A 13,078-nucleotide genomic window follows, 5' to 3' on the forward strand; every position below is an offset into this window, starting at 1 on the left:
ATTAATGTCAATATTTAACTTGGAATACGAAGTGCATAAACCCATTCGGCTCGCATTAGTGGTGCTTAGTTCTGCTGTGCTCTCTGCATGCGCCAACCTTTCGGCAGGCAATTTGTTTAGCCACTATAGCGCGCAAAATAATCAGGTATACCAAGCTGTCAAGATGGGACAGTATCAAGAAGCTCAGGAAGCTTTGCCCGAAGACGTCGCCGGAGATATCCTTGATAGTTTTGAAAAAGGCAGGGTATATCTACTCAATCAGCAATATCCACAAAGTAAATCTGCGTTTGAATTAGGTGATAAAGCGGTTCGAGTTCAGCAGGATAGCGCCACGATTTCTTTGTCCGAGACGGCGGCGAGCGTGACAGCTTTAGCGGTAAACGACAATCTAAGCATTTATCAACCCGCAGATTATGAACTGGGTTTTTTGCACCTTTACCTCGGACTCAATTACCTGAAAAAGAACAGTTTAGAAGGGGCTTTGATTGAGATGAGACGCGCCAATAAGGTGCAAGAGCAGGCTCGTAAAGATAGGCAAAAGGAGCTCGAATCGGCGCAAAAAGATATGCAAGCTCAAGGTTTAACATCAAATCTTGGCAGTGTATTGTCTCATTACCCTGATGCGGGCAAGACGTTACAAGCGGTGCAGAATGGTTATTTGTTGTATCTATCGGCGCTATTGTATGAGGCCGACAATGCATTAAATGATGCCTACGTCGATTATCGACGAGCATTGGCGGTGATACCGAATAATGCCGAGGTGATTGACGGGGCAATGCGTGTTGCCAAGCGGCTCGGTATGAATGACGATCTGGCCAAATTGCAAAAGCGTTATGGTCAGGTCCATTTATTGGATAAAAGTAAAGGTCGGGTGATTGTCTTGCAAGAACAGGGCATTGTTGAAGCTCTTCAGGGCTGGAAACAAGCTTTACCTCTCTATGACAGTCACGGAAAATCGGCTGTCTATACTCTCGCCATTCCCTACTATCCGGATGCGATTAGTGAGTCTTATTCGGCGGTTCAATTGGATCAACAACCGCTTAAAAGCCACTTGTTGACCGACGTTAATCTGATGGCGCAACGTAATCTGACCGAGCGCATGCCCACCATCATCATTCGACAGGCGCTGCGAGTTTGGGCAAAAGATGAACTGCGAAAGTCAGCCGTGCAAGATGACCAACTTGCTAATGCTCTAATGAATATCTGGAACACGCTTACTGAGCAACCCGATACGCGAAGCTGGGTGACCTTACCGAGCAACATTAGAAGCAGCAGTTCGGTGGTTGACGCTGGTGATCACTCTTTGTCTTTGGGTGAGAAAACGTATCAATTTAATGTAGAGGCGGGGCAGACCGTCTTAGTTTGGGCCTCTCGTCAGGGCGGCAACGCAACAATTTGGCATAAACAACTAGGAAAAATTAGATGAAAAAATGGCTAATCACAGCAATCGCTGCCTTAATGATAGTGGGCTGCGCTAGCAACACGTCTGGGCTTCGTATCGATGGAGCGTCACAGACCGTCTTATTCGGTGACAACACGCTTTCGGGGCGTTTACAAATTGAAGACATTTCCACGGTAGAGGCCGAAGGAAGAACGCGTGGTATCGTGCGCTTAGCCAGCCAATATAAGGGGAATCAATCTATCCAGTATCGCTTTTATTGGTATGACGATAATGGTTTGGAGGTCAATAATAAACCGGGTCCTTGGCGTCAGGCTATTGTCCGTGGTTTAGAAACAATGGCAATTTCTGAAGTTTCTGTGAATCCGCAAGGGACTCAATTCCGAGTTCAGATTCGTGAAAACAACAACTAGATAGAACCAAGGTTGTCAGCTTTAGTTCTATATTTACAACATAAAATCTTACACAACTTTGAGGAACCAAGAATGAAAAAAGGTGTTATCGCATTACTTGGCTTGGCGGTTATTTTGGGCGGTTGTTCAAATAAAGTCAGCTATGGTGATGCACAGGCAGTGGAAACGACCACGATTGATTTTGGTTCGACAGATTTGCAAAAAATCGCCGGTGAAATGGTCGACAGCATGTTGTCATCTGGATCGGTGACCGCTATCACGCGCAATGCTCGCCCTATTGTTTTTGTCGAGCGTATTAAAAATAAGACCAGCGAGCATATTGATACAGAATCGATTACCGATACCATTAGCACTAAGATGCTGAACTCTGGCAGCTTCCGATTTGTTGATATGGGGCGTGTTGAGTCTGTTCGTGAACAATTGAATTTCCAGAATAATGACCAACTTGTTAATCAAAGCACGGCGATTCAGTTTGGTAAAATGGTCGGTGCACAGTATATGTTATACGGTAACTTATCCAGTATCGCTAAAGCGGATGGCAGCGATAAGGACGTCTACTATAAGATGACTATGCGCCTTATGGACTTGGAAACGGGCTTGATCGAATGGGCTGACGAAACTGAGATCCGTAAACAGGGCTCAAAGAGCTTTTTAGGCCTTTAAGGAATAAGGGGTGATTTATGGCTAGAATGTCTTGGCATGAAGCATGTCAGCTAGACCATTCATTAGTGTCACTTAATCACTTCTTTACGCCCGCACCGGACTATGCTCAAACGCTGGCCGGAGGGCTAACCAATCGCTGCTGGAGGGTCGTCACCCTCAGCGGCGACAGTTACGTTTGGCGGCCAACCACCGCTATCACTCAAGCCTTTTCTCTTTCGCGTTTCCAAGAATATCAAATATTATCGGCAATAGAAGATTGCCATATCGCACCCAAGGCCATTCATATTAACCCACAGGGTTTGCTGGTTGAGTGGCTAGAAGGAGAGTCGATGACCGAATCGGTATCGTTTGATTCGATACTCAAGGTTTTGTGCGATATTCATAATTTAGAGACAGGTTCAATACCGGTGGCGCCGTTCAATTACACCGCGCGAATTGATCACTATTGGATGCGCTTAAAAGATCAATTTAAGTCTGAAGAGTATGCCCAGCTTTACCATCAGTGGCGATCAGCACCAGCCTTAGCGGATATTGGCCAAGCCTTATGCCATTTTGACCTTGCTGGATATAACATGGTGAGACAGGATGATGGCCCTAAAGTGATTGATTGGGAATATTCAGCGATTGGCGACCCTCGACTTGATCTGACACTCAGTATTGCCAGCTCGGGAGAGCCATTACTTGAATCCGTATACCGCTATTGCCAGCTTAGAAGTGTTGAGGGGGTGGATGACTGGGTTGAAGGCGTCATGGCTTGGCAACCTCGAGTGACGATGATGACCATGCTGTGGTACTTGCTGGCGTATCAGTTATGGGGAGAAGAAGACTACTTGATTCAAGCTGAGAAGTTACGTGATACATTTTGTCGTTAACTTCACGGTTCGAATACCTGAGCGAGAGAAATCCCTTCTTTGACTGTAAAGCCCTACTTTTTTTGCTAGATTAAGTGGGCAGACAATAGAGGGTAGGAAAAGGATTGTTTATTTACACGACTTTGACGCAACCGGTTCAAGCAACGACGAAAAAATCCATCAATTACAGTTTATTGACGATGAAGTGCTCATCTGTGGGGTTGGGCTAGGTGGTTATTGGTCCGAGCAAGTTGGATTTTTGTGTGGAATCAAACAGGTGATGATTGACCCGAACCTTTATCCGGAAAAGACCATGATTGGCCTTATTGATAGACCCGAAGAGTATCAGGATATAGGCACCAAATGTATCGAAGGCTTTCGTTTTAAAAACACAGGGCGCGCTTTGGTGATCCTATCCAACAACGATGAAATTGACGACAACATTCACAGCGAGCAAGAGCTTGAACGTTTCTACGATATCATCTGGGATAGCAATCAGTCTCATCAATTTCCCAGTCTGACTAAGCATTTACAAGCAATTAAAGCGTTTAAACTCGCCAATTAATTATTCCTTCTTATCAGCGGTATTCCTGCTTTTCTGCTCTTCACCACCCCTTTCCAATCTTTAGTTGCGTGACGTATTTTGGCCGATATAATGGCTAGGTTCTCACATTCTAATAATTAAGAGTAAGTCGTAAACTTACCCAATTGGTTCATACATGCCGAGATGTTTGGCGCCGAGCCTCAAGATGACTTTACCCAAATAATGTGTCTTAGATAAACCTCTGTGGTCCCCAGCTCGTAAGACTGAAGTATGTTCAGCCGACGGACCTAAAATGTGCACTATTTCATCATGCTGACGGATTAGCGTGATACAGATTTATTTATTTTTAGAGGAAAGTTGCTATGACTCGAATTATCGTAGTAGGCGGTGGGGCAGGTGGATTGGAGCTTGTGACGAAACTTGGTCGTACACTGGGTCGGAAAAGACGTGCACAAGTCACCTTAGTTGATCGCAAGTCCAGTCATTTATGGAAACCCTTATTGCATGAAGTTGCGACAGGTTCATTGGATGAAGGTGTGGACGCGCTTAGCTATCGAGCTCATGCGAAAAATCATCACTTTGACTTTCAATTGGGCAGTGTGGAGGATGTCGACAGAGAACGGAAAGTGATTAGGTTAGGGGAGCTCAAAGATGAACACGGTGAACTGCTTATGCCTTGCCGTGAACTGGAATATGATATTTTAGTTATGGCGCTCGGGTCTACGTCAAACGATTTCAACACTCCGGGCGTAAGAGAGCATTGTATTTTCCTTGATACGCCTGATCAGGCTCGTAAATTCCGCACGGAAATGAACAACGAATTTCTCAAACTCCATGCCAAAAATGGCCATGGTACGGTAGATATTGCCATTGTTGGCGCTGGTGCGACAGGTGTAGAACTGTCTGCCGAATTGCATAATGCGATTAAAGAACTTCGCACTTATGGTTTTGGCGACTTAGATTCAAGCAAACTCAAAGTGAATTTAATCGAAGCCGGTGAACGCATTCTTCCAGCGTTGCCCCCTCGAATTTCTAGCGCTGCCCATCATGAATTGACCAAATTAGGTGTTAATGTCCGGACCATGACGATGGTCACCGAAGCGAATAGCCAAAGTTTGCTCACAAAAGACGGTGAGAAAATACCGGCGCAAATCATGGTCTGGGCCGCGGGCATAAAAGCCCCCGATTTTATCAAAGATTTAGCTGGGCTCGAAACCAATCGTATTAATCAGTTGGTGGTCAAAGATACCCTTCAAACGACGCGCGATGATGATATATTTGTGATTGGTGATTTGGCTCAGTGTGCTCAAGCCGATGGTTCCTTCGTCCCTCCACGAGCCCAAGCGGCCCATCAAATGGCCAGTTGTGCGTTTTCTAATATTGTGGCTAAATTGAATGGCCGTGATTTACGGTCTTATGTGTATAAGGACAAAGGCTCTTTAGTGTCATTGAGTCGTTTTTCGACCGTCGGCAGTCTAATGGGGAATCTGACCAAAGGGTCAATGATGGTCGAAGGGCGTATTGCACGTATGGTGTATATTTCACTGTATCGTCTTCACCAAATGGCTCTGCATGGTGTGTTTAAAACCGCATTGATCATTTTGATGGGTCGAATTAATCGGGTGTTACGTCCCAACCTTAAATTGCACTAAAGTGTATCGGTGGTTCGACACGATTAAACATGAAAGAGTACGTAAGTACTCTTTTTTGGTTTAAGGTATGAGCGAATAAACTAAGCCTTCTTTGGGCTCGCCATTGAAAAGGTATCGGTTGTTCGCTCGAACTTCAAACTGACCACCACAGGATTCAATCAATTTTTGACTGGGCAGATTCGTTGGATCACAGACCACCTCGATCCGAGTGACTTTTAGCTGTGAAAAGCAGAATTCGACCAGGGCGTTAGCGGCTTCTTTAGCGTATCCCTGATTTTGAAATGCGTCACTTATCCAGTAACCCAAGCTTGCCATATTGAACGTATGATACAGTTCGTTGATCGCAACCATTCCCAGTAAGGCATTGTCACCTCGCCGATATACGCCAAACCCGTACGCTTGGGCTTTAACCCAGTTGAGCCGAGTGGCTAAAATAAAACGCTCTGCCTCTTGTTGTGATAGTGCCACATGGCACCAATCAACCCAGCGGTGCAGGCTGGGTGATTGAGAGATCAGAGCCTTCAATGCGCCGGCATCTTCTTGTGTGATCATCTTCAACACTAATCTGGGCGTAACAATCTGATAGTCTGGGCTCAAATCGTTTCCTCACTCCTATGGCGTTGCAGGTTTGGTCTCACGGCCAGTTAACTGCCTACTCGACGTACCTGAATAATCATGCCGAGTAGCGGATGATCTAAGAAATGGGTTTCAGTACTGCGCATACGGCGTTTTTGATCCATCCGATAGCTTTTCAGAAATTCTTCACTACGTACTGTGGGCGTCACATCCTCCATTAAGCCGACTTGAACGATACCCTCGCCTGAAGGTTGAGTGAGCTCAAACGGTTTGGATTCCAACGAGATGTTGCGTACGCTGGGAGCTTTGAGGTCTAACTGAACATCAGCGTAGAGGTAGTGCTCGACATACACTTGCAATGTGCCGTCCAGCTCATACAAGGGTTTCGCGATGCTTTCTTCGGTGACACCCTCAATGATTTCAGGGGTTGGCTCCCAACCACGTTGTGAGCCGTCGGGATTAAATTGTTCTGAAAAGTTCCGGCCAGCTTGAAAATGAAAAGTGGGCGCCCTATGCCGGTTACCATCGCCTTGACGCCATGCTGTATGGAGCAACACTTTGAAGCCGGCATGGTTTGTCAACTTTTGGACTTGGGAGTTCAGTTCATAAGAAGAGGACGGCAAACGCATTACGCCCTTTCTTTTGCGGTAGTTGGTATCGCCTAGGCTACCAACATTTTTCAGCGATATTTCTGGGACAGAGTTGGGCCAAGACTCGGCGGTCTGCTCAGGATTTAGTGCACGCTTAAAAATGATCACTTCTATATCGAATTGGCGCTTAGCCCAAGACGGCATCGCGACAAAAAGAAGTAGTAGCGGGATCAGTTTTTTCATTACAACTCCATTATCAGGTGGTTTCACCTTGGTAAATTAATTAAGCCTGAACCGTTTCAGGATTGGGGTAAAAGGTTCTGTTGGAACTCGCCCAACAGTTCACCAACAAATTGAATTCTCTTTCGTCTGTCCGTCAATGTTACCCCAAACTTAAACTTAGTTGGGCCTTCCATCGAAAATTTTTGTGGTTGAGACTGCAAGAGTTTAACCAAGTACGTTGGATTTATGTCAGCATCGGGATAGAACTCAATAAATCCGCCCTTATCATGTGCTTCTATTTTTTTAACTTTCAAGTTTGCCGCTTTTAGCTTCATTTCTGAGACGCAAAGTAAATTTTTTGCGGCGTCAGGTAAAAGCCCAAATCGGTCGATCAGCTCAACCTTGAGATCATCCAGTTCCGATTTCACAGACACACTTGCGATTTGCTTGTACATGGATAAGCGAGTATTAATGTCTGGGATATAATCATCTGGAAGTAGAGCGGGCAGTCGCATTTCAATTTCAGTTTGATCTCGCAGTAAATCGTCTAACGCAGGTTCCTTACCTTCTTTGAGTGCATTGACCGCTTGTTCTAGCATCTCCATGTAAAGGGTAAAGCCAACCGATTGGATTTGGCCACTTTGCTCGTCACCCAATAGTTCGCCCGCCCCGCGTATTTCCAAATCATGGGTAGCGAGGGTAAACCCTGCGCCAAGATCTTCGAGTGACGCGATGGCATCTAACCGTTTGATTGCATCTTTGGTCATGGCTTTGGGATGCGGAGTTAAAAGATAAGCGTAGGCTTGATGATGAGAACGGCCGACTCGCCCGCGTAACTGATGAAGTTGTGCCAAACCCAAATGGTCGGCCCTATCCATGATGATGGTATTGGCTGTTGGTACATCAATACCCGTTTCAATAATGGTGGTACAGACTAGAAGATTGAACCTTTGATGGTAAAAATCGTTCATTATTCGCTCAAGCTCACGCTCGCGCATTTGCCCATGCGCTACGGTAACTCTGGCTTCTGGGATAAGCTTTTCCAGATCGGCAGCGACTTTATCGATTGTTTCAACCTGATTGTGCAGATAATAGACTTGTCCCCCACGCATGATTTCCCGCAATACTGCTTCTTTTATCGTGGCATCATCACTTTGTCTCACAAACGTTTTTATGGCCAAACGCCTTGCGGGTGGTGTCGCTATGATTGAGAGATCACGCATCCCACTCATGGCCATATTGAGGGTGCGTGGTATCGGTGTGGCGGTTAAGGTAAGGATGTCTACGTCGGTCCGTATTGCTTTCATCTTTTCTTTCTGGCGGACACCAAAACGATGTTCCTCATCGACGATAAGCAGCCCTAGATCTTTGAATTTAATGTCATTTGATAACAGTTTATGAGTACCAACGACGAGATCAACTTTACCATCCTCTATATCCTGTAGGACTTGTTTTTGCTCTTTAGCCGTTTTAAAACGGGACAGAACTTCCACTCTTATAGGGAGATTTGCAAATCTATCCCGAAAATTCTCAAAGTGTTGTTGAGCCAATAGGGTCGTTGGGACTAATACGGCGACTTGTTTCCCGTTATCTGTAGCGAGAAAGGCAGCGCGCATGGCCACTTCCGTTTTGCCGAAGCCAACATCACCACAGACGAGTCGATCCATCGCTTTTGCTTGGCACATGTCAGACATGACCGCATTGATCGTCATCGATTGGTCTTCGGTTTCTTCAAATGGGAATCCTGCCTTAAAGGTCGCGTACTGACCGCGGTCTAGGGCAAATTTGTACCCTGGTTTGAGCTCGCGCTTTGCATAAACGTCAAGCAGTTCAGCCGCAACATCACGCACTTTTTCAGCGGCTCTGCGGCGTGCTTTCGTCCAAGCTTCCCCACCGAGCTTATGGAGCGGAGCGGAATCCTCGGCTCCACCCGAGTATCGACTGATCAAATTGAGAGCGGCAACGGGTACGTATAGCTTTGCATCACTTTGGTATTCGAGTGTGACGTATTCGGTGATAAGTCCGCCCGCCTCAAGGGTTTGCAGGCCGATGTAGCGACCAATGCCGTGGTCGATATGAACCACGGGTTGACCCGGTTTAAGTTCTGCCAGATTTCGTATTACGGCATCGTTGTTGGTGGATTTACGGTCCTTGCGTCGGCGTTGATGAACGCGGTCTCCCAATAAATCGCTCTCACAAATCAATGCGACTTGTTCATCGCCATAGAGAAAACCGTGCTCAGCGGAACTTAAAATCAAACTAAGTGGGTGTTGACTGCTGACAGCAGCAAAGAAGTTTTCTTGCTCGACAGGGCGTAACTTAATTTGACTCAGTAACTCAAGCAGCGCTTCACGTCGTCCTTCAGACTCGACAGAAAAAACCACCTTACCTGAGTAATGCTCACTAAACTGACGCAGCGCCGACATTGGCTCCTTGTGTTGGTGCTGGACGGCCAATTCGGGCAAAGGGCTAATGGCAGGGTTGATTCGGCCTTGTTTTTCAGCAATGGCCTGAGTGGAAAGTTGAACCTGAGGTAACCGTTTAAAATGACCAAACAATTCATCTTTTTTTAGCCACAGATCTTCTGGGGGTAACAAAGGACGGAGAGGATCAATTTTTCTCTGATCGTAACGATAATCAACGTCATGCAAAAAGTGGTCAATTGCAGAATCGAGATCGCCAACGGTAATCAGCTGGCTGTCATCAGCAATATAATCAAATAGGGTGCCAGTTTGTTCAAAGAACAAGGGCTGCCAATATTCAATGCCTGCTGGCCATGTGCCTTTTGACACCTGCATATAAACGGATTCTGGCTCTCGCCGCGCTTCAAATTTTTGGCGCCAGCGGATTCGAAAATCTTCTATCGCACTTTCCGTGGTGGGAAATTCGTGTGCAGGGAGGAGTCGAATGTCGGTGACTTCTTCTATGGAGCGTTGATTGTCCGGATCAAAAGTACGTATCGTATCGATTTCGTCATCAAAGAAATCAATACGGAATGGGTGCTTCGTACCCATAGGAAAGAGATCCAAAATCGAGCCACGGCTGGCGTATTCCCCAGGGCCAAAGACCTGCTCCACTTGCCGGTAGCCCGATTTTTCCAACTGAATGCGCAGTTTTTCAAGGGAATATTGAGCACCGATTTCAATCATCAAGGTGTGTTGCATAAGGAAATCTCTGGGAGATTGCCTTTGCAAAAGTGTATTGATGGGAACAATGGTGATACCACTGCGTTGGGTGGGCAATTGATAAAGTTTGGCGATTCGGTCAGAGATGATCTCTTCATGAGGAGAAAAATTATCATAAGGAAGCGTTTCCCAATCTGGGAAAAGAGTCACTTGCTGATCGGTGAACGGTTCGACTTCTTGTAAAAGTTTTAAAGCCAATTGAGGATCGGGCACAGCCAAAAGTGTGTGGCTAGAATGTTGGTTAGCAAGTTCAGCGATGGCGAGAGCCAAACTGGCTCCGTGCAAGTTACCGACTTGTTTTTTATCTGTGGGTCCTGTTGGGGAAACCAAGTTTAAAAGCGATGTATTAGGCATAGTTTAATTTTTTTTGTCGCGATTAAGCGAGCGCTGGCGAAGTAATTTTTGTTGTTGAAAGAGTGCTGCCTTGATCAGTAAATCTTCATCCTGATCACGCAGTAAATCAAACTTAATGGTGATGTGGTGAGAATCACTTTCTTGCTCACATGTTTCCACATGGCCGTAACCATAAATGGCGGCAGGTGGGTGCTCCAAAAAGAGCTTCACTCGAGTTTTTGTCCCGACTGGCAATGCGGTTTCAGCGTTATAGCTGAACTTACTGGCGCCAAAAGAGAGCGTTTGCCGACGATACTGAATATCGTCTTGCTGTGAAAGCATAAAGGTTAGAAGAAGATTGAGCTTGGCATTTTGGGTATCGAGTAATTCGATGACGTGCTTGAAATCACTGTTCTTAAGTTCTGAACGGGCATTGTCATTGAGAATATCGAGGTGGCTAAACTCACTGGCCACAATAAAAGGGGCGGGAATTTCGCCTTCAAATTGCTCGAAGCTGGGCAAACACGCGTCTTGAGCAAGAGGCTCGACGTTAATCGTCATTTGGTGATGTACGGTAAAATATTCTAGCTCAGCCATGCGATATTTCCTTTAAGTTATCTTCTGATTATCGCTATACGAGTCAACTAATCAAGATATGTCCTTGTTTATGACATATTTTGACGTTTAATTCGCAAATCGGGGCTACAACCGAAGAGGATAAATCGTTAAAGTAACGGCTATCAAACGTTATTGGTCTTTTATATGTTCCATCCGGTTTCCACCTTTATCGGTTTACGCTACTTGCGCGGGCGTTCTGGTGACAGGTTCAGTCGCTTCGTTTCCTATATGTCTACAGCTGGCATCACGATTGGTGTGATGTCGTTGGTCACTGTGCTTTCTGTCATGAACGGTTTTGAAGCTCAGCTTAAAGGGCGGATACTCGGCGTTTTACCTCAGGCGATTGTATCGCAAAGCGCAGGGGGCACACCGAATACGGAATCTGCTCCTGAATTTGCACAACAGTTATCGGATGCGGCACATCCTAAACCTGTGGTCCAGAGCGAGGCCATTATTCAAAGTGCCGATAATCTCTCCGCTGGCCTGTTGTTGGGGATAAAGCCCAATGGCCATGATCCGATTCAGTCACATCTCATTGCTGGCAGTTTGTCGTCGATGCAGCCGGGCACCTATCAAATTTTTATTGGACACAGTCTCGCGCGGACGCTGAATGTTTCCCTTGGCGATAAACTTCGCCTTATGGTCACCAGCGCAAGCCAATTCACGCCTCTAGGGCGGATACCAAGCCAGCGTCTTTTTACGGTGGCGGGGATTTATAATACTGGCTCTGATGTCGATGGGCAGTTGATACTGACCCACATAGAGGATGCAGCGCGCCTACTGAAATTGAAACAAGGGACGATCTCCGGTTGGCGGTTATTCTTCGATGACCCGTTTGTGGTGGGTGATCTCAGTCAGCACACGATGCCTGATGGCTGGAAATGGCAAGACTGGCGCGATCAACGTGGTGAATTATTTCAAGCGGTCAGAATGGAAAAAAATATGATGGGCTTAATGCTAGGGCTGATTGTCGGCGTAGCAGCGTTTAATATCATCTCCGCATTGATCATGGTTGTGATGGAGAAACAATCGGAGGTGGCGATTCTTAAGACTCAGGGCATGACGAGCAGACAAGTACTGGCGATTTTTGTTGTGCAAGGGGCAAGCAGTGGTGTTGTAGGGGCACTTATCGGTGGCGCTTTGGGTATTTTGCTGTCCCATTCTTTAAATCCCCTTCTTGAAAGTGCTCGCATTCAATTATTTGCTGTGGGTGGTCAACTGCCTGTCGTTATCAACCCCATGCAAGTGATGATTGTTGTCCTATTGGCGATTACATTAAGTTTGCTGGCAACTTTATTTCCGTCATACCGTGCGTCTTCTGTTAAACCCGCTGAGGCTTTAAGATATGAGTAAACTGATTCAATGTCAGAACATTTGTAAAACTTACCGTGAAGGGACACTCGACACATCCGTCCTTAAAGGAGTGAGTTTTGCGCTTCAAAAAGGTGAACTCGCCTCTATCATCGGTTCTTCCGGCTCTGGAAAAAGTACGTTATTGCATATTTTGGGGGCATTGGACTCTCCTTCTGAAGGGGAAGTGACTTTCCTTGGTCAGAAGTTCGCTGGGTTAAGTTCAAATAAGCAAGCCCGACTCCGGAATCAGCATTTGGGCTTTGTTTATCAATTTCATCACTTATTGAGTGATTTTAGTGCGCTGGAAAATGTGGCCATGCCGCTTTTGATTGGTGGTAAGAAAGTGTCTGTAGCGAAACAAGCCGCGAGTACATTACTTGAGAAGGTCGGGCTGTCGCATCGGCTTGAGCACAGACCATCAGAGTTGTCTGGTGGCGAGCGCCAGCGAGTGGCGATTGCTCGTGCGTTAGTCAATAACCCTGATTTGGTTCTGGCTGACGAACCAACAGGTAATCTTGATCACAAAACCGCGCATGGGATATATGACTTGATGCGTGAATTGAATAAAGAATCCGCGACGGCGTTTTTGATCGTCACCCACGATGGAGAGCTGGCTGGAAAAATGGACCGTCAGTTGCATATGAAAGATGGTCTATTGTTGAATTCTGGGGAGTCTTGA

Annotated in this window: 12 protein-coding genes; 8 read left to right on the forward strand and 4 right to left on the reverse strand. The window is 46.2% G+C overall.

Annotation, left to right across the window (positions count from 1 at the left end; genetic code table 11):
* Positions 1–4 precede the first annotated feature (4 nt).
* The 6 genes from HLM86_RS02455 to HLM86_RS02480 all read left to right on the forward strand — a co-directional run bounded on the left by HLM86_RS02455 (position 5) and on the right by HLM86_RS02480 (position 5,522).
* Positions 5–1,426, forward strand: coding sequence for a COG3014 family protein (locus tag HLM86_RS02455; RefSeq protein ID WP_076584998.1), 1,422 nt, complete (start codon positions 5–7; stop codon positions 1,424–1,426).
* A complete protein-coding gene (locus HLM86_RS02460; protein WP_076584996.1) occupies positions 1,423–1,812 on the forward strand; it encodes a YcfL family putative periplasmic lipoprotein in 390 nt (129 codons plus the stop codon). The genes HLM86_RS02455 and HLM86_RS02460 overlap by 4 nt, the downstream gene beginning before the upstream one ends.
* A gap of 72 nt (positions 1,813–1,884) precedes the next feature.
* Positions 1,885–2,475, forward strand: coding sequence for a penicillin-binding protein activator LpoB (lpoB, locus tag HLM86_RS02465; RefSeq protein WP_076584994.1), 591 nt, complete (start codon positions 1,885–1,887; stop codon positions 2,473–2,475).
* A gap of 17 nt (positions 2,476–2,492) precedes the next feature.
* Positions 2,493–3,347 (forward strand): phosphotransferase, encoded by an 855-nt coding sequence (locus tag HLM86_RS02470; RefSeq protein ID WP_076584992.1) that lies wholly within the window; start codon positions 2,493–2,495, stop codon positions 3,345–3,347.
* Positions 3,348–3,450: 103 nt separating this feature from the next.
* Positions 3,451–3,891, forward strand: a complete 441-nt coding sequence (locus tag HLM86_RS02475) for a YqiA/YcfP family alpha/beta fold hydrolase (RefSeq protein ID WP_076584990.1) — start codon at positions 3,451–3,453, stop codon at positions 3,889–3,891.
* Between the two features lie 341 nt (positions 3,892–4,232).
* On the forward strand, positions 4,233–5,522 hold the full coding sequence (locus tag HLM86_RS02480) for an NAD(P)/FAD-dependent oxidoreductase (RefSeq protein WP_076584988.1): 1,290 nt from the start codon (positions 4,233–4,235) through the stop codon (positions 5,520–5,522).
* A 60-nt stretch (positions 5,523–5,582) separates the two neighbouring features.
* On the opposite strand, the gene HLM86_RS02485 is transcribed toward HLM86_RS02480, so the two are convergent.
* From HLM86_RS02485 to HLM86_RS02500, 4 genes are read right to left on the reverse strand one after another with little or no spacing between them, the layout of a single operon-like run.
* Positions 5,583–6,119: a GNAT family N-acetyltransferase gene (locus HLM86_RS02485; protein WP_076584986.1), complete on the reverse strand. Its 537-nt coding sequence runs from the start codon at positions 6,117–6,119 to the stop codon at positions 5,583–5,585.
* A 47-nt stretch (positions 6,120–6,166) separates the two neighbouring features.
* Positions 6,167–6,931, reverse strand: coding sequence for a peptidoglycan binding protein CsiV (locus tag HLM86_RS02490; protein ID WP_076584984.1), 765 nt, complete (start codon positions 6,929–6,931; stop codon positions 6,167–6,169).
* A 56-nt stretch (positions 6,932–6,987) separates the two neighbouring features.
* Positions 6,988–10,449 carry a transcription-repair coupling factor gene (gene mfd, locus HLM86_RS02495; RefSeq protein WP_170882039.1) on the reverse strand — a complete coding sequence of 1,154 codons (3,462 nt, stop codon included), beginning with the start codon at positions 10,447–10,449 and terminating at the stop codon, positions 6,988–6,990.
* Between the two features lie 3 nt (positions 10,450–10,452).
* A complete protein-coding gene (locus HLM86_RS02500) occupies positions 10,453–11,025 on the reverse strand; it encodes a PilZ domain-containing protein (protein ID WP_076584980.1) in 573 nt (190 codons plus the stop codon).
* A 165-nt stretch (positions 11,026–11,190) separates the two neighbouring features.
* Between HLM86_RS02500 and lolC the strand changes: the two genes are divergently transcribed.
* Together lolC and lolD are read left to right on the forward strand one after the other, a co-directional pair.
* Complete coding sequence (lolC, locus tag HLM86_RS02505) at positions 11,191–12,399, forward strand: lipoprotein-releasing ABC transporter permease subunit LolC (RefSeq protein WP_170882038.1); 1,209 nt, start codon at positions 11,191–11,193, stop codon at positions 12,397–12,399.
* The gene (gene lolD / locus HLM86_RS02510; protein ID WP_076584976.1) at positions 12,392–13,078 is read left to right on the forward strand and encodes a lipoprotein-releasing ABC transporter ATP-binding protein LolD; all 687 of its coding nucleotides are present in this window, start codon (positions 12,392–12,394) and stop codon (positions 13,076–13,078) included. The genes lolC and lolD overlap by 8 nt, the downstream gene beginning before the upstream one ends.

This window comes from Vibrio ostreicida (assembly GCF_013074385.2).
In the GTDB taxonomy this organism is placed as follows: Bacteria; Pseudomonadota; Gammaproteobacteria; order Enterobacterales; family Vibrionaceae; genus Vibrio; species Vibrio ostreicida.